We start from the raw sequence: 21,829 nt of genomic DNA on the forward strand, positions 1-21,829 counted from the left end.
CGCATGAAAACCACCTCCGCGAAGAAGTCCATCTCCAAGCTCGCCTTCCTTCACTGGCCGCTGATGGACTACCGCACCAGCGTCGACCTCACCGAGCCCAACGAGGGCCTCACCGAGCACATCGGAAGCGCGCGGTACAGCCTGCGGCTGCAGCGCTACTGGTGGGCGGCCCGGGCCATCCAGGACGGCGCCCGCGAGGCCGCCAGGCAGGGGCGCGAGTACGTCGTGGTCGACCTGGGCTGCGAGCGCGGGTGGATGAAGCGGTTCACCGAGGGTGAAGACGGCGCACCGACGAACATCCGCTGGATCGGCCTGGACGGCAACCTCGACCACCCCTCGCTGGTGGCCTCCAAGTACGACCAGACCCACGCGTGCGACTTCCTCAAGGCGCTGCCCGTTGACGACAACACCGCCGACGCGGTCGTGTGCCTGCACGTGTTCGAGCACCTCAAGGACGTCGAGGGCCCGGCCAGGGAAGTCGCGCGCATCCTGAAGCCCGGCGGTGTGTTTCTGGCGGGGACGCCCGTCGGCCCCACGCCCATCGCGAAGGTGCGCACGAAGCAACTCATCGAGCGCGACCGCCGGGGCCGCAACCGCCACTGGGGCCACGTGCGCAAGTTCTGCCCCGCCGCCTGGCGCACGCTGTGCCAGCACGCGGGGCTCGAGATCGAGATGATGACCGGCTCGCATGCGATCCGGCAGACCAGGAGCCCGCTGGAGAACCACGGCTGGTGGATCCGCCTGAACCAGCTCTGGGGCGCACTCTTTCCCAGCCTCGGGCAAGAGGTCTACCTGGCGGCGCGCAAGCCGGCCGCGGGCGAGCGGGTCCACAACCCCGGCCCCCTGGCGCGGTTCTGGGGCTACGCCGACTGGGCCCTGCCCCTGGCTGCGGTGATCGTGCTGATGGTGCTGCCGCTGTTGATCGTGCTGGACTGACGCCCGCGGATCGAGTCGCATAGCGTCCCTCATGGGCCTCGTCCTCATCATCGGCGGCTTGGTCGCGGCGGCTCTGGGGATCTTCGCGTGGCCCGCGATGGAGAAGTTGCCCACCCATCGGGTGCGGTCGGCGCTGTTCGGCAGCAAGGCGGCTCGGGCCTTGTTGGTCGGCGGCGGCCTCGTTGCCGCGGGTGCGGGGGTGCTCGTGTTGTTCGTTTCCGACGGCTGAGCCGGTCCGGCGCGTCCTTGTTCGCGGAGGCCCGCCATGCCAGCCGCATCCGCTGCGATCATCCTGAGCGTCCTTCGCCTGCTGCCGCTGTCGGCCGCTCCCCACCCCGGCTCGGGGCTCGAGGTCGCCGCCGATGGCGCCGTGTACCTGGCCGACGTGGGCAGCGAGACCATCTGGCGGATCGCGGCGGACGGCTCGATCGGCCCGGCCGTGCTTGACTCATGGACGCACGAGTTCCAGCTCGAATCCGACGGCACGCTGGTCTACGAGCGCGAGCACACCGGCTCCGAGCAGGCGCCCCAGTCGCTCCGCACGCTGGCGCCCGACGGCGAGCGGCGCGTCCTCATCCCCGCCCCGCCCGATCGTGGACGCTTCGGATCCAGCGCGTTCGCCCGCATGGCCGACGGCTCGGTCGTCTTCGCCCACACCGTGCGCGGCGAGGACGGCCGGTGGCGCGCCATCATCCGCCGGCGCGATGCCGACGACCACGATGGCTCGCGCGTCCGCACCATCGCCGGGGCGCTCGCGGGCGAGCTGTACCTCGACGGCCCGGGCAACGAAGCCACCTTCCGCATGATCGTCAACATGCGGCCCATGCCCGACGGCTCGGTGCTATTGCTCGACCGCGACCGCGTGCGTCGGATCGCCTTCGATGGCGACGGCGCGTGCACGGTGACCACGCGGGGCCCGAGCCTCATCGACGCCGACCCCGCCGACCCGCCCTTCCGCTCGGGCCCCGAGACGACGTGGAACCGCCTCTACGGCCTGGCGACCGACGGGGATGGCAACGTGCTGGTGACCTACTTCGCCGGGCGACGCGTCATGCGCATCGCGCCCGAGGGTGCGGTCGAAACCATCTACGCCAGCGACCGCGGCTGGTCGCCCATCGGCGTGGCGATCGGCCCCAGGGGCTGCGTCCACGTCAGCGAGATCAGCGACCGCGGCGGGCGCTTGCGGGTGCTGGTGCTCGAAGGAGATGGCGCGAGCGTGCTGGCGGCGATCCCGGCCGAGTAGCGCGATCGAAGTTGAATTCCACGCCTAGGCCTCAGTAGATACCTCTTCACTTCGTTTCTTCGTCTCTTCGTCTCTGCATTGCTTCTCCCCCAACCTCAACCTCCTGCCACCGGCCCTCCACGTGACGCACGATCGTGCCGGTGTAGAGGTAGAGCAGTTGCTCGGCGATGTTGGCCGCGTGCTCGGCGATGGCGTGGGTCGTGGTTGCGATCTCGAGAAGGAGGAACGCGGCGGTGGCGTCCAGGTCGCCCCCGCGCAGCTTGGCCTCGCACTCGCGCATGAGGGCGGCCTTGAAGGCCTCGACCGCCTCGTCGCTCTGCAGCACGACCCTGGCCAGCCGCGCATCGCGCGAGCCCATCGCCCGCATCGCGTCGCGCACGATGCCCACCACGCTGTTGGTCAGCACGCGGAAGGTCGTGGGGGGTGAAGAACCGGCGTCGGCCAATCGCTGGCCCAGCGTGGCGCAGGCGAGCGCCGCGTCGGCGATGCGCTCCAGCTCGTTGTTGACCTTCACGATGGTCAGCAGCCGGCGAAGGTCGGCGTCGGGCAGGCGATCGACCCCGCCGCGGGCGGCTGGCCCCTCGACCACGTCGGTCGCGTCGCCCAGCAGCGTGACGGCGGCCTTCTCGATGCCCACGTCGGCCGCGTCGACCGCATCCTCGGCGGCCTTGAGGGCGTCCAGCCCGTCCTGGCCGGGGGCGAAGAGGTGGTCGAAGCCTCCCTCGACCATCTGCAGCACGAGCTCGCCCTGATCGATGATGCGGGCGGCCAGGGCGTCCAGGCGATCGGCGAAGCTATTGGGCATGGAACGACTCCCAGGTTCGTGACGACGGCATCGGAGCAAGCGGCGGGGCCGGGGGACCGATAGCAAGAGGATACCGTCCAGGAAGGGCCTAGCCTGTCCCCAAGGCCCGATTTCGACCCCGGCCAGAGGAGTCCCCGCGCCCATGAACGAGTTCTGCGTCGACAGCCTGAGCGCCCGTTGGGTGCTCGATTCGCGTGGCAACCCCACCGTCCGCGTCGCCGTCGAGCTGGCCGGCGGGGCGGTTGGGGTGGCGATGGTCCCCAGCGGGGCCAGCACGGGCGAGCACGAGGCCGTGGAACTCCGCGACGGCGACCGGAGCGTCTTCGGGGGCAAGGGCGTCAGCGCCGCGGTCCGCAACGTGGGGGAGAAGCTCGCCCCGGCGATCATCGGCCTGGACGCCCGCGACCAGGCGTCGCTGGACCACGCCATGCTCGCCGCCGACGGCACGGCCAACAAGGGCTCGGTGGGGGCCAACGCCATCCTGGGCGTCTCGCTGGCGGCGGCCCACGCCGTGGCGGCCGAGGCGGGGCTTCCCCTGTACCGCTCGGTGGGCGGGGCGGGCGGGCGCACGCTGCCTGTGCCCATGCTCAACGTCATCAACGGCGGCAAGCACGCCGACAACAACCTGGACTTCCAGGAGTTCATGGTCCAGCCCTGGGGCTTTGACGACTTCGAGACGGCGCTCCGCGCGGGCGTGGAGATCTACCACGCGCTCAGGGGGCTCTTGCACGAGGCCGGCCTGAGCACGGCGGTGGGCGATGAGGGCGGCTTCGCGCCCGACTTCAAGAGCGCCGAGGAGGCGCTGCAGTACCTCGAGAAGGCCACCAAGAAGGCCGGGTATTCGTGGGGCCAGCAAATCTTCATCGCCCTGGACCCCGCCGCCAGCGAACTGGCAAACGAGGCGAAGAAGGACAAGAAGGAAGGCTACAAGCGGTTCAAGAGCGACCAGGCGATCATCACCAGCGACGAACTCATCGACACCTGGGCAACCTGGTGCGACAACTACCCGGTGCGGAGCATCGAGGACGGCCTGGACGAGAACGACTGGGCCGGCTGGAAGAAGCTGACCGAGCGGCTGGGTAGCAAGGTCCAACTCGTGGGCGACGACCTGTTTGTCACGAACATCAAGTTCCTCCAGCGCGGATTGAACGAGGGCTGCGCCAACGCGATACTGGTCAAGCCCAACCAGATCGGCACGCTCAGCGAGACCCTCGAGGCAGTCGATCTGGCGAGGCGCAACGGCTACGGGGCCGTGATGAGCCACCGATCGGGCGAGACCGAGGACAGCACCATCGCCGACCTGGCCGTGGCCACCAACTGCGGGCAGATTAAGACCGGCGCCCCCTGCCGTAGCGATCGCAACGCCAAGTACAACCGGCTGCTGGTGATCGCGCAGGAGCTGGGAAGCAGCGCGCTCTTCGCCGGACAGCCCGCCGGGAAAGCATAAGTGGGCGGGTCCGACACAACGCCGCAGCCCATCGACACCCGGGTCATCTACGAGGGCAAGAAGTTCAACGTCGAGTTGTTGACGCTGCCCGGCGATGGCGATGCCACGCGCGAGATGGCGGTCGTCCGCCACGGCGGGGCCTGCGCCATCCTGCCGATCCTCACCGAGGCGACCGAGCACGATTGCGCCACGCTGATCATGATCCGCAACCAGCGGCCGGCCGTGGGCGGCACGCTCTGGGAGATCCCCGCTGGCACGATCGACCCCGGCGAGGAGCCAATGGCCTGCGCCGGGCGCGAATTGATCGAAGAAACCGGATACGAGGCTGCAACATTGGAGCCCGCCGGCCGGTTCTACACCACGCCGGGCATGACCGACGAGGTGATGCACGTGTTCATCGCCCGGGGCCTGACCCACGTGGGCCAGGACCTGGACGAGGGCGAGCACATCGAGGTCCATGAAGTGAAGGCCGACGAGGCGCTGCGGATGATCGAGGACGGCCGATTGCAGGACGCCAAGAGCGTGATCCCCATCGTACGGGCCCATGCGGCGGGCCTGCTGGGGGGGCGCGAGTGAGCGAGCACTGGCGGGGAAACGGCCCGCGCAGCTGGCTGGCCCGCGTCTTCGGCGAGGGCGACAACCCCATGCGCTGGGCCGTGCCGCTCTATCGGTTGTGGGGCATTACCGTTAAGCTCCACGTCATCTTCATCATCTTCGTGCTCATCTGGCTCATCCGCTCGCTCTCGCCAGACTCGATTGGCTTCGCTCCCACGCTGATCATGCTCACCAGCGTCTTCGGTCTGGTGCTGCTGCACGAGTACGGCCACTGCTTTGCCTGCCGATGGGTCGAGGGCGAGGCCGACGAGATCATGCTCTGGCCGCTGGGTGGGCTGGCGTTCTGCCGGCCGCCGCATCAATGGAAGGCCGAACTGATCACCGTGCTGGGTGGGCCGGGCGTCAACGCCGTGCTGCTGCCCATATTGGGGCTCGCGGTGCTGGCGATCACCGGCGACTGGCGCAACGTGGTGTTCAACCCCTTCGTGCCCAACTGGCCCACCAGCAGCAGGCTGCTGTTCGACGTCGCCGGCATCCCCGTAGGAGCCTACCTGACGTGGACGGTCTTCTGGCTGCACTACATCAACGCCGTGCTGCTTGCTTTTAACATGCTGGTGCCCATGTACCCCATGGACGCCGGCCGGGTGGTGCAGAGCCTGCTGTGGCGAAAGCTGGGCTACGAGAAGAGCCTGTGGATCACCTGCAACATTGGTATCGCGGCGGCCGTGGTGCTTACGATCGTGGCCTTTGCCTTCAGCGAGATGCTGTTGTTCGGTATTGCCCTGTTTGGCGGATTCAGCTGCTGGCAGCAAAAGCAGGGACTGAAGATGATGGGCTTCGAGCCCCAGTACGCGGCCGCCTATCCATCCGAAGATGAGCGACCGCAGCGAAAGCGCCCGACGCGGTCGCAGATGGCCGCGATCCGCAAGCGACAGCAGGAAGAGGCCCGGGTCGAGACGTTGCTGGCCAAGATCGCCGAAGAGGGTATGGGCTCGCTCACCCCGCGCGAACGGAAGTTCCTCGACCGCGTATCCCAGAAGAAGCGACAGGATCGAGCCGGGTAGGCCATAGGATGGCCCTACGAACTGGTCGATTCGTTTCAGTGGACAGCATCAAGGACGGACCAACGCACGATGGGCCTGCACGATCGAACGTACATGCGAGGCGACCGGGCGCCGCCGGGCCTTCGGCCGGGTCGGACGGGGGGACTGCCCTTCTCGATGTGCACGCTCGTCATCGCGGTGAACGTGATCATCGAACTGGTGAAGTACGTCGCCCCCGGCGTGTGGCAGGCGTTCTTCATCTGGGGCCACTTCTCGACGACCGAGGCCATCTTCCACCTGGGCTTCTGGCGGTTCCTGACGTTCCAGTTCCTCCACGGCAGCCTGCTCCACCTGGCCTTCAACATGCTGGGCATCTGGTTCCTCGGCCGGCTCGTGGAAGACCAACTCGGGCCCAAGAAGTTCCTGGCCTTCTATCTGGTGTGCGGCATCTTCGGCGGGCTGATGTACCTGCTGCTGAACCTGCTCGGGGGGGTGCTGGGGCTCCGCGTGCCCGGCCTGCTCATGAACGACCCGGCCACCCCGCTCATCGGCGCTTCGGCCGGCGTCTTCGGCGTGGTCATGGCCTGTGCATACATCGCGCCCAATGCCACTGTGCAGTTGCTGTTCCCGCCCATCCCGATGAAGATGAAGACGTTTGCCTATGGCTTCGTGGCCCTGGCATTGCTCATGCTGCTGCTGGGCAGCAACAACGCCGGGGGCGAGGCGGCCCACCTGGGCGGCGCCATCGCAGGCTTCTACTTCATCCGCAACACGCATCACCTCATCGACTTCTTCGATGTGCTGGGCGATTCGCGCAAGCCCAAGACACCCAAGCGGGGCCGCACGCCCAGGGGCGGTGGCGGTGCGAGCCAGGCCGAGGTCGATCGCGTGCTCGAGAAGGTCCAGGCTTCGGGCCTGGGCAGCCTGACCGACGCAGAGCGGGCCACGCTCCGCCAGGCGACCGACCGGCAGCGCCACGGCTAGCCGATGGCCATCACCTTCGACATCTCGCAGCGCAGCCGCGTGACGGCCGGCCGGGTGGGGACGGTCACCACGCCCCACGGCACGTTCGACACGCCTGCGTTCATGACCGTCGGCACGCGCGCCACCGTGCGCGGCGTGACAAACGAGCAACTGCGTCAGGTGGGGGCGCAGGTCGTGCTGAACAACGCCTACCACCTCTGGCTGCGGCCCGGTCCCGAACTCATCGACCGCATGGGCGGTACACACCGCTTCATGGGCTGGGACGGTCCGATCCTGACCGACTCGGGCGGCTACCAGGCGTATTCGATGGCCGACACCAACGCCATCGACGAGGACGGCGTGACCTTCCGGTCGATCATCGATGGGCGCAAGCTGCGGATGACGCCCGAGGTGTCGATGGAGATCCAGAACAAGATCGGCGCCGACATCATCATGGCCTTCGATGATTGCCCCCCGGCGGTCGATCTTGGGGAGGGCCCGGTTTCGCAGACACGCCTGAAGCTCCAGGCCGCCCACGAGCGCGACCGCATCAAGGGTAACTACGACCATGCCCAGCGGCTTAAGACCGCCAACGAGCGGACCATTCGCTGGCTCGAGCGTTGCAAGCAGGCCCACGCCAGGTCTGACGCCCAGGCCCTCTTCGGCATCGTCCAGGGCGGCACCGACGAGGACGCCCGCCGCTGGTCGGCAGAGCGCGTGACGGGCGTGGACCTGCCCGGCTACGCCATCGGCGGGGTCAGCGTAGGGGAAACCAGCGAAGACATCGCCCGCATCGTGCGCTTCACTGCGCCGCTGCTGCCCGAGGCCAAGCCTCGATACCTCATGGGCGTGGGCTACCCCCGGGACATCGTCGCCGCCGTGTGCGCGGGCGTGGACATGTTCGATTGCGTGCTGCCGGGCAGGAATGGGCGCAACGCCAATGCATTCGTGCCCGAGGGCCAGATCCGGCTGCGGAACGCAAAGTTTGCCGAGGATCCCGAGCCCCTGGAGCCCGGCTGCGATTGCCCCGCCTGCCAGCCCACCGCCGGGCGGCCCGCGAGCCGGGCATATATCAGGCATTTGTTCATGTCTCAGGAGATGCTCGGGCCGATCCTGGTGTCGCTGCACAACCTGAGGTTCTTCCAGCGGCTGATGGGCGAGCTGCGAAAGACCATCGCCAGCGACGATTGGGCCGCCTTCGCGGTTCGCTGGCCCGGTGCGGCGTCGGGCATCCCGCAGGCCGCTTACCATGCCCCCCGCGTCGGCCCGTCCGGCGTTGGTGAGGAATGATCCGTCCGGCACTCGCCGGGCCCAGAAACGAACAGGACCGCGCTCCGTGGAAGGCTTGCTCCCGCCGAATTCTCTTTCCGTGACCGACCTGACGGGCTTCTCGTTGGGCCTGGCGTATCAGGAGGCTTCTCCGCTGAGCGGCGAGGCGCCCGCGGGCGCAACCGGCCAGGGCGCCACGGGCCAGGGCACGACCGGCGCGCCGGGGACCGGTACGCAGCCCGCCCAGCCTGCACGACCGGGCGGGTTCGATCCCATCATGATCCTCATGCTGGGCATGGGCGTGTTCCTGGTGATGATGATTTTCACCAGCGGTCGCCGCCAGAAGAAGGAAAAGCGCGAGCGTGACGAAATGCTCAATGCCCTGAAGCGCGGGGACAAGGTCCAGACCATCGGCGGCATCATCGGCACCGTTGCCGAAGTACGCACCGACGAGGTTGTGCTGAAGGTCGACGACGCGGGCCAGAACCGCGTCCGCTTCGCCCGCAGCGCCATTCAGCAGGTGCTTTCTTCGCGCGGCGGCTCGTCCGACGCCCAGCCGGCCGAGACCGAGACCGAGACCGAGACCGAGCCGGCGCCTTCCAACCCCTGAACTGATAGAGAGATCGGCACGCGCCCGGATCGCCGGGCGAGCGAGCACGCTCGACGAGGAATCGCGACACATGATGCGTAACCGACTGGGATGGGGCCTGCTGGCGATGGCGATGCTCGCCTTCGCGATCTGGGGCTTCATGCCCCCCAAAGAAAAGCTGCGTCTGGGCAAGGATCTTGCAGGTGGCGTCACGCTCACCTATGCCGTGCAGATCGAGCCTGGCCAGAATGCCCAGGAGATCCTTAACCAACTGGCGACCGTGCTGGGTGAGCGCATCGATCCGGGCAACCAGATGGACATCAGCATCGTGCCGGTGGGGCGTGACCGCCTCGAAATCACGATGCCGCTGCCCACCGAGACCGTCAAGCAGCTTCGGCGAGACTTCGAGGCCGAGCTCGAGCGGATCGAGCAGTACACCATCGATCCGGTGCGCTTCGAGCGGTTGATGGGCGAAGAGCCCGACGCCCGCGCGGCGGCGATCGAGCGCATCCGCGAGAACAGTCTCGAATTGGCCGATCGCCTGCAGAATGCCGCTCGAGCCTACGACCGCTTGGTCGCAGCCGAGCAGGCGTATCGCAACCTCCTCAGCCAGGAATCGCCCGATGAGTCGGCGCTCGACGACGCGGAGACCGAAGCCGCGTTGGCGTCATTGGATTATGACGATGCCCGTAGCGAGGCGCTGAAGCTCTCGATCACGCCCGCCGAGGTGCGCCGCGTGCTGGAGTTCAGCCGCACGCCCACGCGCAAGATCGACTCGGAGCTCAAGGAAGTCGTCGAGCTTCCCAGCCCCTTCGAGCGGGCGTGGACGTCGCTCATGGAGCGGGCCGCTCCGGCCGACGGCCAAGGCCAAAGCTCGTTGCAGGCCGAGCTGGAACGTGTGCTGGCCGCCTACACCACGTACACCGAAGAGCGCCGCTCGCTGGACGATCCGCAGGACCTCAAGCGTCTGCTGCGAGGCTCGGGCGAGCTTGACTTCCGCATCACGGTCGAGGCGAACAGCCGGGCGGACGAAACCGCCCTTCGCGAAGAACTCCGAGAGGTCGGTCCGCGCAATGCCAACCCCGAGGGTGCGGTGTGGCTGCGGTTGGCCAAGGTCGAGTCGTGGTTCGACACGCTCGCGCAGGCCGAGGCCCTCGAGGCCGACCCCGTCTCGTTCTTCGCATCGCGGGGCTTCGTGGTCGAGCCCTACGACGGCATGTACTGGATGCTGGTGTGGGACCAGATCGGCAACCGCCTGACCAGTGCCGAGGGCGAGTGGCAGGTCTCGAGGGCCTACATGGGCCGCGACGAGATCGGTCGGAACAACATCGTCTTCAACATGGACACGCTGGGCGGCCAGCGGCTTGGCGAGCTGACCGGCGAGCACGTGGGCGACAACATGGCGGTCATCCTCGATGATCGCATCATCACCGCCCCCACGCTGCGGGGCCGCATCTCGACCAGCGGCAGCATCTCGGGCGATTTCTCGCTGGAAGAGCTCCGCGACATCATCCAGATCTTGAACGCAGGCGCCCTGCAGGCACGGTTGAGCCCCGAGCCCATCAGCGAGAACACCATCGGCCCGAGCCTGGGCCAGGACAACCTGGAGAGCGGGCTGCGTGCGGGCGTCTATGCGCTGATCGCCGTCAGCATCTTCATGATGCTCTACTACTTTGCGTACGGCGCCGTGGCGGTCATCGCCCTGGGCTGCAACGCGGCTCTGATCCTCGGGGCCATGGCGCTCAACCAGTCGGCGTTCACCATGCCCGGCATCGCCGGCGTGGTTCTGACCTTCGGCATGGCGGTCGACGCCAACGTGCTCATCTTCGAGCGCATCCGCGAAGAGCTTCGCAACGGACTCGACCTGGCCCAGTCGGCCAAGCTGGGCTACCAGCGCGCCTTGTCGGCCATCGTCGATGGCAACGTGACCAATCTCATCGTCTGCGTCGTGCTCGTGGGCGTGGGCACGCAGGAAGTGAAGGGCTTTGCGATCACCCTGGGCGTGGGCGTGGTGTGCACCATGATCTCCGCCCTGATCATCAGCCGGCTGCTGCTTTCGGTGCTGGTGGACGACGCCAACATCAAGGCGTTGGGCAAGCCCAGGACGGCCATGCTGGCAACGGCGCTGCCGATCATCGACCGCGTGCTTGAACCTAACTTCGACTGGATCAAGGCCCGCTACGTGTGCTGGGCGATTTCGCTGTTCGCCGTGCTCGCGAGTGTGGCGCTCATCGTCAATCAGCGCGACCGCATGCTCGACACCGAGTTCGTGGGCGGTACACAGGTGGTGCTGCGCTTCGGCGAGAACGAAGCGGGCGAGCCCAAGATGCTCACCCGCCAGGACGTCCTTGATCGGGTCATGGGCGTCGCCGAGGAAGCGCCCGACGGAAGCCAGCTCAAGCTCCTGGAACAGGCCGACATCGTGCCGCTGGACCCCGAAGACGATGGGGTCACCAGCGATACGTTCCAGATCAAGACCCTGGCGACCAATTCGGATGAAGTCCAGGACGAACTGGCCCGTGCCTTTGAAGACGTGCTGGACGTCCAGGCCGCCGTTACCTTTGACCAGGCGGATGTCGCCGATGCCCGCCGCGGCCCGGTCTATCCCATCACCGGTCCGGCGCCGCTTGGCTCGCACATCGGTCGGCCGCAGTACCGCGACGAGATTGACGGCTACGTTGGCGGTGCGGCCGTCGTGCTGGAAAACATCACGCAAGGCCAGACGCTCACGCAGATCGAGCAGCGCATCGACCTGTTGCGCGGGCAGGCCGACTTCTCATCGACGCTCGGACGCCCGCGTGAGCTGCGCGTACTGGAGCGGTACGAGGATGACAGCGTTCGCTCGGCCGTGCTCCTCACGATCGACCCGATGACTAGTTACTTCAGCGATCGCGATCGCTGGTGGCAGGACGTGGGGCAGCTCGAGTGGGACCTGGTGCGCGGTGCGCTGACGACTTCGACGACGCTGGCGAGCGTCAGCAACTTCAGCCCGGCCATTGCCGAGGAATTCCGCGGCCGCGCCGTCTTCGCGGTGGTGATCAGCTTCGTCCTGATCACGATCTACATCTGGGTGCGATTCGGCTCGGTCCGCTACTCGCTGGTGGCGCTCACGGCGCTGGCGCACGACGTGATCCTGGCCCTTGGCATGATCGCCATGGCCGAGCTAATCTATGAGTTCCCCACGGGTGCTCGGGTGGCCAGCTTCTTCAACGTGCTTCCGTTCCGCATCGATCTGAACACCGTTGCCGCGTTGCTGACGATCATCGGCTACTCGCTGAACGACACGATCATCATCATGGACCGCATCCGCGAGAATCGCGGCAAGCTGCCGTACGCCAACCGGCGCGTGGTGAACCTGTCGGTGAATCAGACGCTCAGCCGAACGGTCATTACCTCGGGCACCACGCTGTTCGCCGTCATCGTGCTCTACTTTGCCGGCGGCGAGGGCCTGCGCCCGTTTGCCTACGTGCTGCTGGTGGGCATGGTGGTCGGTACGTACTCGTCGGTGGCCGTGGCAGCTCCGCTGGTGTGGTCGCGGAAGGCCGATCCCTCGGCAAGGGGTACCGATCGTGGCGGTGCTTCGGATGGAGACAACCCGTTCTCGGGCCCCCAGCCGGGTTCCACGACAGCCAAGGACCCGGACCAGCCGATGAGGTAGGAGCATGTCCGACGCGCCCAAGGCCAACCAGGGCTCCCTGCGGCAGACCGCGATTGGGCTGCTCGCCCTGGCTGGCTTATGGAACGCGGTCTACTGGCTTTGGCCCGTGCATCGCGAGGCGCCGGTGGTGATGGCCAGCACGAACGAGCCGCCCACGCAGGATGCCGGTGAAGCCACGGACGATGTGTCCGCGATCGCGGCGTTGCCGCCTTCCGATCCCGTGGAATACGCGGAGGCCTTGGATCCCGAACCGCCGGCCGATGAACCTCCCGCCATCGTCGACCCGATCGTTCACGATTCGGGCGTGCTCGGCGTGCTTCCGCCGCGGTTCCATCTGCATACGACGACGGCCAGCGATCGGAATCTCGGCGATGTCGCCAGTCGGTACTACGGGGACAAATCGCTGGCGCCCATCATCGCCCAGGCGAATCCCTACAAGGATCCTCGTCGCCTGACTCCGGGGCAGGTCTGGCGCGTTCCAGTCGACCCGGACAACGTGCAGGGGTTGCTCGTCGACGCCGATGGCAATCCTACTACGGCGCCGCCCGCCGACCCGCCCGAGGCTGAGTACACCGAGTACGTGGTGCGGAATGGCGACACCCTTGGCGGCATTTCCCAGCGGTACTACGACACCACCCGTCACGCCGAGTTCATCTATGCCTACAACCGCGAGCGACTGGGCCTCAAGTCGATCCGTGGCATCCGGGCTGGGCAGGTGCTCCATATTCCCGCGGAGCCGAAATAGCTGGCTTTACGACCTACCCTTGGCTCCATGAGCGAGCCATCCACCTACATCGTCACCGGCGGGGCCGGCTTCGTGGGTTCCAACTGCTGCGCGGCGCTCTCGCGTGCCCGGCCCGACGCCCAGGTCATCTGCATCGACGACTTCCGTGTCGGTTCGTTCCGAAATCTCATCGAGGCCTACGAGCGGCATGACCTGGGCCCGGTCTCGTGCGAGGTCATCGCCCAGGATTGGTCGTTCCTCCACACGCTTCTGGGACCTCGGCCGGTGGGCATCGTGCACATGGCGGCCATTACGGACACCACCGTCGAGGACGAGGCCCAGATGCTCGACGAGAACGCAGGCCCGGCATGGGACGGACTGCTCGAGTCGGCGAGCGAAACCGGCCATCGGCTCGTATACGCCAGCAGCGCGGCCACGTATGGCACGCCGCCGCAGGCAGCCCAGCGCGTCGCGTTCTCCCTCGACGCCGCGGGCACGCCCGACAACATCTACGGCTTCAGCAAGTGGGTCATGGAAAACAGCCATCGGCGCGTGCAGGCACGCGATCCGGCCGCGCACATCGTGGGCCTGCGCTTCTTCAACGTCTTCGGTCCGGGCGAATCGAACAAGGGGCCGATGGCGTCGATGGCCTACAAGCTCGCCCAACAGATGCTCGAAGGAAAGGCGCCGCGGCTGTTCACACCCGGTGATCAGGCGCGAGACCAGGTGTACGTGGACGACGTGGTCGACTGCGTGCTTGCAGGCCTTGGCCTGGGCGACTTTAGGAAGCCCACGCCCGGCGTGTACAACCTCGGCAGTGGCAAACCCACGACCTTCAACGAATTGGCCGACGCCGTGCGTCGCGGGCTGGGGTTGGGCGAGGCCGAACTGGCCACCGAGTACTTCGAGATGCCCGAGAGCGTGCGACGCTTCTACCAGGACTTCACGCTGGCCAATATGAGCGAGACGGCTCGGGGGTTGGGGTTCACGGCACAGCACGACCCGGTGCGAACGATCGAGGCCTACGCCGCGTACCTCAAGCAACGCCACACGACCACGCCCGCGGGAGCCACGCCTTGAGCATTCGACGCATCCTCGTTACCGGCGGCGCCGGCTTCGTCGGCTCGCACCTGTGCGAACGCCTGGTGAACGACGGCCAGGACGTCATCTGCGTCGACAACTTCTTCACCAGCCAGAAGAGCACCATCGCCCACCTGCTCGACAGGCCCAACTTCGAGCTCATCCGCCACGACGTCACGCACCCGCTGTGGCTCGAGGTCGACGAGGTCTACAACCTTGCCTGCCCCGCCGCCCCGGGCCACTACCAGTACAACCCTATCAAGACTATGAAGACCAGCGTGCTTGGCGCCATCCACTTACTGGGCATGGCCAAGCGGTGCAACGCCACCATCCTCCAGGCTTCGACCAGCGAGGTCTACGGTGATCCCGAGGTCCACCCCCAGCCCGAGAGCTACCGCGGCGCGGTCAACACCATCGGTCCGCGCGCCTGCTACGACGAGGGCAAACGCGCCGCCGAGACGCTCTTCTTCGACTACCACCGACATAACGGCGTCAAGATCAAGGTCGTCCGCATCTTCAACACCTACGGCCCGCGGATGCACCCGCACGACGGCCGCGTGGTCTCCAACTTCATCCGCCAAGCCCTGGCCGGCGAGGACCTCACCATCTACGGCGACGGCAGCCAGACCCGCAGCTTCCAGTACGTCGACGACCTGGTCGAGGGGATCTACCGCATGATGCACGGCCCCGACGACTTCCCCGGCCCGGTCAACATCGGCAATCCCGGCGAGTTCACCATCCTGCAACTGGCCGAGATGGTCATCGAACTCAGCGGCTCAAAGTCAACGATCGTGCATCGAGACGCCGCGATCGACGATCCCAAGCAGCGCCAGCCCGATATCACCCTCGCCAAGCAGAAGCTCGACTGGCAGCCGACGGTTGCGTTGCGTGAAGGCCTCCAAGCGACCATCGAGTACTTTCGCACGATCGACATCGACAGCTTCCGGGCGCCGACGCCCAACTACTAGGAATCGCCGCGATGGCCATCGCCATCAAGCCCGCTACACGCACGGACGCGCCGCACTGGCTTGCGATGCGGAAGGCCCTTGGCCCCGACTGGATCACGCCCCACGCCGAACGCATGGTCGCCGAGTACTTCGACTCGGGCACCATTGATCACCTTCCTCACGTTGTGCTGATTGCATGGCGGGGCGAAAAGCGCGTTGGCATGACCGAGGTTTCCCTCCGCCAGTTCGCCGAGGGCTGCGAGACTTCGCCTGTGGGCTACCTAGAAGGTTGGTTCGTCGACGACAATTGCCGCGGCGGGGGCGTGGGTAAGGCGCTCGTCGAGGCGGCCAAGCACTGGTCGCGATCGCAGGGCTGCACCGAATTCGCCTCCGACGCCGAGATGGACAACCTCGCCAGCCAGGCCGCTCATGAGGCCCTCGGCTTCGAGCCCGTCTGCGACATCCGCTGCTATCGCATCGCTCTCGGCTAGCCTCGCACGCGCCGCAGCAACTCGGGCAGCACCACCCCGCTCGGCCCGCGCAGCGCGTGCGTCACCGAGCCCGTCATGGGCGTTGCGTCGGGGTTGATCTCCACAGTTGGCACGCCGCGCGAGATCGCCAGGTCGATGTACCCCGCCGCCGGGTACACCACCGCGCTCGTGCCGATGGTCAGGAACACGTCGCACGACATCACCGCCCGCTCAGCGGCCTCGAGTGCATCTATCGGCAGCATCTCGCCAAACAGCACGATGTCGGGCCGCAGCACGCCGCCGGCCTCGGAATTGGGGGGGAAGTCGGAGAAATCGACTTCCTGGATCGGGCGCATGTCGCCGGTCTTCTGGCAACGCCAGCGCAGGATCGAGCCGTGCAGTTCCACGACGTCCTGCGCTCCGCCGGCCTGGTGCAAACCATCGATGTTCTGGGTGAGAACGTCCACATCGCCGCCAGCAGCACGCTTGATGCTCTGCAACTCGGCGAGCGCTCGATGGCCTTCATTGGGTTCGGCCCGGGCGCAGCTTGAAAAGCGCCAGTGGTACCACTGCGTGACCATCTTCGGGTCACGCTGAAGGGCTTGAATGCTCGCCAGTTCCATCGGGTCGTATCGGGCCCAGAGCCCGGTCTGGGGCTGGCGGAAGGTGTCAATCCCGCTCTCGGCCGAGACGCCGGCGCCGGTAAGCACGGCCACGCGTTCGGCTTGCTTCAGCAGATCGGCAACGGCCTGAAGGTCCGAGCATTGGTGGTTGGCAGGCATCGCAGAGAGAGTAGAAGAAAGCCCCGTTCTGGACGAATCCAGCCCGGGACTTTTGGTGGGTCTTGATGAGCCCCCCGAGAAGAGGGGTGCCGGCTCGCAATTAGCGACGGCGACGGGCAGCGGCGAAGCCACCCAGGCCCAGCAGGGCCAGCGAAGCCGGTGCGGGCACCGGAGCGACGCTGATGGTCAGGTCGTCGCTGATGTCGATCCAACGGCCCTCGGTGAAGCCAACGCCCGAGACTCCACGGCCGGAGATGACCAGCGAGTCGCCATCGGCAAGCGTCACGTCGGACAGGTTCACCATCGAGCTGGCCGTATCACCAACGCTCACGCCAGCGGTGGGCTTGCTCAGCACGTCGCTGAAGATGACGTCGAATTCACCCGAAGCGCTCTCTCGAGCGATGACGAGCTCGACGTCGATGTCAGTGCCACGAAATTCGTTTCCGGTCCACAGCACATCGAACTGGCCGTTGATGTCGACCATCAGTTCGGGCGTGCCGCTAGGCAGCATCCAGCGAACGATGGGCGCCTCGTTGTAGTCCGAGCCCACGAGGTTGTGGGTCATCTTGCCCTGGCGGATGGGGGGGTTCACGTCGTTGCCCTGGCTCCAAGCGCCAAAGCCGTGGCCCCACCAGTTGTTGTCCCAACTGAGCATCGTGGTTTCCTGGGTATACCAGGGGCTGTCGCTTCCGAGGCCGTCGCCGCCCTCGGCATACTCGTACTGCCACACGCCCACGCCGTCAAAGCCGGGGCCGGGGTTAAACACGGTGCCGCCGGGCACCACGCCGGGCACCCAATCGCTGGCGCGATGCCAACTGTCGCCAGTGTCGTACTGAGCCATGGCAGCCTGGGAGGCCGAAAGGGCCACGCCCGCCGCAAGCATCAGGAACATGTTCGGTGTCTTCATAGTCAATCTCCCGCTCTCTTCTCTTGATAGAGACTCACCTTCAACATGCCCCGGAACTGCGGGATCGCCAGCAAATTCACAAAAAATACTGAAGTCCGGACGTGCATTGGCTCCGAACGGATGCTCGCCGGATTCCTGCGGCAGCCAGCACGCCCCGGTCTGCCGATAATCAGCCCATGGCACCAGTCCACACTTCAAAGAAAACCCTCGTCCTGTGTGATGGCGACCTGCCGGGCATGGTCGCCCTGAGCCTGATCCAGGATGCACAGCGGTCTGCCGACGCGATCGGCGTGCTCGCGGCCCCGGTCGCCGCCGACCACGCCGAGGCGATCGCCGCCCGGATTCGCCTGCTGGCCGAGTCCCAGGCCGTCGAATGCCTGGACTTTCCGGCCGTGGCGCCCGCCACGCTCTCGAGCGGGCACCGCCGCACCAGGTATCTCACCGAGGCGGTGCATCAGGCTCTGTCAAACGGCTACGCGGCGCTGGTGTGTCCCTGGCAGGCCGGTACTTTCGATCTGGAGAAGCCCGCAGGCATCGACGACGTGCCCGGCGTAGAAAGCCTGGCACGAGAACTCGACCGCGCGTTGCTGGTCTCCCGGCTGGTGACCCTCGATGCGGTCGAGCACGGCGTAAGCGTGTTCGAGATACAGACGCCGCTGATGGACCTGAGCGATGTACAGGTGGCCGAGATGGCGCTGGATCTGGACGTACCGATCTGGCGTGCGTGGTGGTGGGAGGCCGCGGCTGGAAAGCGGGCCAGGGACCCGGGCGTGGCCGACCGGGCCAACGCCTGCCGCGAACGGTGGTGTGCGGCGCTCGAGTCGCTTGGTTGGTCGGTCGATGCCGAGTTGGCCGCCGCCAGATGATCGTTGTTCGCTGCCAGCCCCTCCAATGATCGAAACGTGCCTTCGCCCAAGCTCATCGTGCAGAAGTTCGGCGGCACGTCCGTGGCCGACGCGGCTCGAATTCGCTTGTGCGCCCAGCGTGCCGTCGACGCGTCCCGCGCGGGTCACCAGGTCGTGGTGGTGGTATCAGCGATGGGGCGCACGACCGATGCGCTGCTGCGTACGGCCATGGAGATCGACGCACACCCGCCGGCTCGTGAACTCGACCAACTGCTCGCGGCCGGAGAGCAGGTCTCCGTCGCCCTTACAGCCATTGCCATCGATACGCTGGGGGGAGCCGCGGTCGGGCTCGACGCACGGCAGGCGGGCATCTCGGCCGATGGTCCGCACGGACGCAGCCGTATCGGACGCATCGACACCAGCCGGGTGCGGGCGGTGCTGGACAGCGGCCGCATCGCCGTCATAGCGGGTTTCCAGGGCGAACTGGAGAGCGGCGACCGCGCCACGATCGGACGTGGCGGATCGGATACCACGGCCGTCGCGATGGCCATCACGCTGGGCGCCGAACTCTGCGAGATCTACACCGATGCCATGGGCGTGATGACCGCCGACCCGGCCCTGGTGCCCGAGGCTCGGTGCATTGCGGAACTGGGCTGGCCTGCCATGTCGGCGTTGTCAAGGCACGGGGCTCGCGTGCTCTCGATCGATGCGGCCGAGATGGCCCAGGGCGCCCGCTTGCCCGTTCGCGTTCGGCATGCCGCATTGGCTGGTGAGGGCACGCTGGTGGCTTCGGATGCCTGGCCCGCCGGACCGGTCGCCTGCGCCACGACACGCAACGACAAGGGCTCGACCATCGCGCTCGTCGGGCTCGATATGCCCGCGACCGTTCGAGCCGAGGCGCACGAGACGCTCGGGCCGGGCGCGAACGATGAGGCAGACGCCATCGTGCTCCACAGCGTGCCCCACGAACGGACAGCGAGCCTTCTGCGTGAATTGCACGCCGCGGTTGGTCTGGCCTGAGAGTGGCCCAAGGGTTCGTCAGGAAGTCTCGGGGCTCGCTTCGGCGCGCTCGCCCGACGCAAAGTCGTAGGTGCCCATCTGCTTGATGGGCGGTGAATAGATGTGCAGGGTGATGAGGTCGATGCCCTTGGCCTGCATGTTGGCGACCTGGTGGATGTCGTTGTCCTCGGCGGCGCACACCATGCCCGGCTCGAGCATCCGGCGGCCCGTCGGGCACACCATGCCACAAGCCGTGGGTTCGTAGCGGATCTCCGTGCCCCGGCCCTCGATGACCTTGAACGCGCAGCTCGAACCCTCATGGTCGTGGATGGGCGTGCAATCGCCGCTTCGCCAGCACAGTGCCAGCAGTTCGAACCAGCGCCCGCTGGCGATGGTGTTGCGCCGATACCCACGCGAACCGAACACGCAGGCCGGTGCGATGTCGTGCCGGGTAATGTCGACGGCTTCGAGCAGCCGCGCGAGCTCATTGAGATCGGCACGGCCATCCAGCGATGCCAGATAGCCCGCCAGATCGGCGAGCTTGGGCGGCACGGGGCATGTGGCTTCGGGCGTACTCATGGGTCAGACGCGTCAGTATACGGGGCTTATGCCACCGTGCGGTCCTCTGCGGCAAGCTCGGCCTTCAGTGCGTCGGCCAAGTATCCGTATTGTTCGGGGCTGTTGTAGAGCTGGGCCGAAACCCGGACGCAACGAAGCGGGCCCTGGGACGAGTTGTCGCCCGGGGGGTGGATGACGGGCACCTGTACGCGCCAATTGGCGATTAATGCGTCCTGGAGCGCGTCGGCATGCTTCGTCGGCCGCTGCGAAAGCCGCGACCATGCTTCCGAAGACAACGAGGGCAGCGAGACCATGGCGATGCACGCGGTCATCGACTCGGGAACGGGAGCCGAAGTCCCAAGTGCATCGCTCAGAAGTTGCTGGGCTTCAAGTGCGAGCGTGCGATTCCGCTTGCGAATCGTTCCCCACGCCGCATCCAGCGCGTCGGTCTCCCGGGACGTATCGAAGGGCTCGGCTGCGAAGCGCCTTGGCGGGTCCCCCTGCGCGATCCTTGCCATCACACGAAGCGCGGCGGGCACGGTCAACACGGCTGTGGGGTCGTTGGTTCCGACGTAGTCGAACTCGGTGTGCAGGTGCGGCCGTCCTTCGATGGGCTTGTTGGCCAGATTCGACAGGATCATCGGTCGGCATCGAGCTCGTTGCTCGGGATGCACCCAGAGCACGGCCGAACCCTTGGGCGAGCACACCCACTTGTGGAGGTTGGCCGCGTAGTAGCTGGGCGAGAGCGCGCCGACGTCTAGCTCGACGTGCCCGGGTGCATGGGCGCCATCGACAACGACGCGCACGCCGCGAGATTCGAGCGCCTCGACCAACTCGGCGATCGGCATCACCATCGCGCTTGCGCTGGTGATGTGGCTCAGCAGGGCGATCCGGGTCTGCGGCGTGACGGCCGCGAGCACCGCATCGATGACGCCTTGCTCGGTGGCGTCGGGGAACGGCAACGCCGCCATGACCACGCCCAGCCCGGCGGCCTTTGCCATGTGACGCACGTTGTTGAGGCACGCGGGATACTCGTGATCGGTCACCAATATCTCGCTACCCTGGGCCGCCTGCCCGCTGGCGATGAGGTTATGGATGGCCGTGGCCACCCCGGTCGTCGCGTTGGGCACGAAGACCAGGCCGTCCCCGTCGCACCGCAGGAACCGCGCAACATCGGCGCGGGCCCAATCGATCAGGCCGAACAGGTCCTCGGCGAAGAACCGCACCGCTTCGCCCTCCAGCCGGGCCCGCCACGCGGCCTGGGACTCGAGCACGGCCTGCGGGCACCCTCCGAACGAGCCATGATTGAGGAAGGTGACGCCCGGCTCGTGGATCCACCATCGAGCGGCGGGCGCTGGTGGTGGTGGGGACTCTTGGGACTGCCGTGGATCGTCGTGAGTCATACGCGGGTATCGTTGCGGCGTGAGAGGCCGTGGTCTTGCAACGTGGCTGATGATCTCCGGGGGCAGCGCCGCCTGCCTGGTAGGCTGTGCCGCGCCCGAGCAGCCGTGGAGCGAAGGGCTCTGGACCAAGGCTCCACCCGATTACCCCTTCGTGCCCAACCGCGTGCTGGTGCATCCGCTGACCCGAGCCGCGACATCGCGCAATGGCGATTGGCGACTGCGCGTCCACTTCCTCTTCCTGGATGCGTGGGACGACCAAGTAAAGGGGCTGGGCCTGGTGCAGGTCCAACTGCTCGCCTCGGGAGACGTGGACGGAGAGCGCATCTCGCCCGTGGCGTGGGAAGAGATCAACCTCAATGATCTGGCCACTAACCGGAGCCACTACGACAACGTGACCCGAACCTACGTGCTGGAGGTGCCCCAGCAGGCCATGCCCGCCTGGCTGCCGCAAGCCCTCGACGAACTCGAAGCCGCCCGGCAGGACGGCAACGTGGCCTACCGCAGCTTCGCGGGCAAGCTCACGATCCGCGTGGTCTACCGCGCCACGATGGCCGACGGGCAGGAGGTCGTGGCCAGCAACGACTTCGTGCTGGCCCCGGGCTGACG

General features: G+C 66.9%; 22 protein-coding genes. 17 read left to right on the forward strand and 5 right to left on the reverse strand.

Annotated features, from left to right (window positions below):
• Window positions 1-3 precede the first annotated feature (3 nt).
• Genes RIE32_01370 through RIE32_01380 form a run of 3 tightly spaced genes read left to right on the forward strand, consistent with a single transcriptional unit; the run spans window position 4 to window position 2,179 of the window.
• Window positions 4-936, forward strand: coding sequence for a methyltransferase domain-containing protein (locus RIE32_01370; GenBank protein ID MEQ9094894.1), 933 nt, complete (start codon window positions 4-6; stop codon window positions 934-936).
• A 31-nt stretch (window positions 937-967) separates the two neighbouring features.
• Complete coding sequence (locus RIE32_01375) at window positions 968-1,165, forward strand: hypothetical protein (GenBank protein ID MEQ9094895.1); 198 nt, start codon at window positions 968-970, stop codon at window positions 1,163-1,165.
• Between the two features lie 36 nt (window positions 1,166-1,201).
• On the forward strand, window positions 1,202-2,179 hold the full coding sequence (locus tag RIE32_01380; GenBank protein ID MEQ9094896.1) for a hypothetical protein: 978 nt from the start codon (window positions 1,202-1,204) through the stop codon (window positions 2,177-2,179).
• Between the two features lie 46 nt (window positions 2,180-2,225).
• Here RIE32_01380 and RIE32_01385 read toward each other — a convergent pair whose 3' ends face one another.
• Window positions 2,226-2,984 carry a PhoU domain-containing protein gene (locus RIE32_01385; protein MEQ9094897.1) on the reverse strand — a complete coding sequence of 253 codons (759 nt, stop codon included), beginning with the start codon at window positions 2,982-2,984 and terminating at the stop codon, window positions 2,226-2,228.
• Window positions 2,985-3,126: 142 nt separating this feature from the next.
• Between RIE32_01385 and eno the strand changes: the two genes are divergently transcribed.
• The 11 genes from eno to RIE32_01440 all read left to right on the forward strand — a co-directional run bounded on the left by eno (window position 3,127) and on the right by RIE32_01440 (window position 15,750).
• Window positions 3,127-4,431, forward strand: a complete 1,305-nt coding sequence (eno, locus tag RIE32_01390) for a phosphopyruvate hydratase (protein ID MEQ9094898.1) — start codon at window positions 3,127-3,129, stop codon at window positions 4,429-4,431.
• A complete protein-coding gene (locus RIE32_01395; protein ID MEQ9094899.1) occupies window positions 4,432-5,007 on the forward strand; it encodes an NUDIX hydrolase in 576 nt (191 codons plus the stop codon). It begins immediately after the preceding gene.
• Window positions 5,004-6,050 (forward strand): hypothetical protein, encoded by a 1,047-nt coding sequence (locus RIE32_01400; protein MEQ9094900.1) that lies wholly within the window; start codon window positions 5,004-5,006, stop codon window positions 6,048-6,050. The genes RIE32_01395 and RIE32_01400 overlap by 4 nt, the downstream gene beginning before the upstream one ends.
• A gap of 156 nt (window positions 6,051-6,206) precedes the next feature.
• On the forward strand, window positions 6,207-7,013 hold the full coding sequence (locus tag RIE32_01405; protein MEQ9094901.1) for a rhomboid family intramembrane serine protease: 807 nt from the start codon (window positions 6,207-6,209) through the stop codon (window positions 7,011-7,013).
• Between the two features lie 3 nt (window positions 7,014-7,016).
• Entirely contained in the window at window positions 7,017-8,282 is a 1,266-nt protein-coding gene (gene tgt / locus RIE32_01410; protein MEQ9094902.1) for a tRNA guanosine(34) transglycosylase Tgt, read from the forward strand.
• A 79-nt stretch (window positions 8,283-8,361) separates the two neighbouring features.
• Window positions 8,362-8,871 carry a preprotein translocase subunit YajC gene (gene yajC / locus RIE32_01415; protein MEQ9094903.1) on the forward strand — a complete coding sequence of 170 codons (510 nt, stop codon included), beginning with the start codon at window positions 8,362-8,364 and terminating at the stop codon, window positions 8,869-8,871.
• A gap of 70 nt (window positions 8,872-8,941) precedes the next feature.
• Window positions 8,942-12,508, forward strand: coding sequence for a protein translocase subunit SecD (gene secD, locus RIE32_01420; protein ID MEQ9094904.1), 3,567 nt, complete (start codon window positions 8,942-8,944; stop codon window positions 12,506-12,508).
• A gap of 4 nt (window positions 12,509-12,512) precedes the next feature.
• Complete coding sequence (locus RIE32_01425; GenBank protein ID MEQ9094905.1) at window positions 12,513-13,253, forward strand: LysM peptidoglycan-binding domain-containing protein; 741 nt, start codon at window positions 12,513-12,515, stop codon at window positions 13,251-13,253.
• A 27-nt stretch (window positions 13,254-13,280) separates the two neighbouring features.
• Window positions 13,281-14,312, forward strand: a complete 1,032-nt coding sequence (locus tag RIE32_01430; protein ID MEQ9094906.1) for an NAD-dependent epimerase/dehydratase family protein — start codon at window positions 13,281-13,283, stop codon at window positions 14,310-14,312.
• A complete protein-coding gene (locus RIE32_01435; protein MEQ9094907.1) occupies window positions 14,309-15,280 on the forward strand; it encodes an SDR family oxidoreductase in 972 nt (323 codons plus the stop codon). Before RIE32_01430 ends, RIE32_01435 begins: the two co-directional genes overlap by 4 nt.
• 11 nt (window positions 15,281-15,291) lie before the next feature.
• Window positions 15,292-15,750, forward strand: coding sequence for a GNAT family N-acetyltransferase (locus RIE32_01440; GenBank protein MEQ9094908.1), 459 nt, complete (start codon window positions 15,292-15,294; stop codon window positions 15,748-15,750).
• Here RIE32_01440 and RIE32_01445 read toward each other — a convergent pair.
• Both RIE32_01445 and RIE32_01450 read right to left on the reverse strand, forming a co-directional pair.
• Window positions 15,747-16,511: an NAD-dependent deacylase gene (locus RIE32_01445; protein MEQ9094909.1), complete on the reverse strand. Its 765-nt coding sequence runs from the start codon at window positions 16,509-16,511 to the stop codon at window positions 15,747-15,749. The genes RIE32_01440 and RIE32_01445 overlap by 4 nt on opposite strands.
• Before the next feature lie 100 nt (window positions 16,512-16,611).
• Window positions 16,612-17,418: a PEP-CTERM sorting domain-containing protein gene (locus RIE32_01450; protein ID MEQ9094910.1), complete on the reverse strand. Its 807-nt coding sequence runs from the start codon at window positions 17,416-17,418 to the stop codon at window positions 16,612-16,614.
• Window positions 17,419-17,594: 176 nt separating this feature from the next.
• On the opposite strand from RIE32_01450, the gene RIE32_01455 reads away from it, so the two are divergent.
• Both RIE32_01455 and RIE32_01460 read left to right on the forward strand, forming a co-directional pair.
• Complete coding sequence (locus RIE32_01455) at window positions 17,595-18,284, forward strand: hypothetical protein (protein ID MEQ9094911.1); 690 nt, start codon at window positions 17,595-17,597, stop codon at window positions 18,282-18,284.
• A gap of 36 nt (window positions 18,285-18,320) precedes the next feature.
• Window positions 18,321-19,283 (forward strand): hypothetical protein, encoded by a 963-nt coding sequence (locus RIE32_01460; GenBank protein MEQ9094912.1) that lies wholly within the window; start codon window positions 18,321-18,323, stop codon window positions 19,281-19,283.
• Between the two features lie 18 nt (window positions 19,284-19,301).
• On the opposite strand, the gene RIE32_01465 is transcribed toward RIE32_01460, so the two are convergent.
• Together RIE32_01465 and RIE32_01470 are read right to left on the reverse strand one after the other, a co-directional pair.
• Window positions 19,302-19,841 carry a cysteine dioxygenase family protein gene (locus RIE32_01465; protein ID MEQ9094913.1) on the reverse strand — a complete coding sequence of 180 codons (540 nt, stop codon included), beginning with the start codon at window positions 19,839-19,841 and terminating at the stop codon, window positions 19,302-19,304.
• A 26-nt stretch (window positions 19,842-19,867) separates the two neighbouring features.
• A complete protein-coding gene (locus tag RIE32_01470) occupies window positions 19,868-21,223 on the reverse strand; it encodes an aminotransferase class V-fold PLP-dependent enzyme (protein ID MEQ9094914.1) in 1,356 nt (451 codons plus the stop codon).
• Between the two features lie 19 nt (window positions 21,224-21,242).
• Here RIE32_01470 and RIE32_01475 point away from each other — a divergent pair, with 19 nt between their 5' ends.
• Window positions 21,243-21,827, forward strand: a complete 585-nt coding sequence (locus tag RIE32_01475) for a hypothetical protein (protein ID MEQ9094915.1) — start codon at window positions 21,243-21,245, stop codon at window positions 21,825-21,827.
• The last annotated feature ends 2 nt before the right edge of the window (window positions 21,828-21,829 follow it).

It is taken from the genome of Phycisphaerales bacterium, assembly GCA_040221175.1.
Lineage (GTDB): Bacteria > Planctomycetota > Phycisphaerae > Phycisphaerales > UBA1924 > JAHCJI01.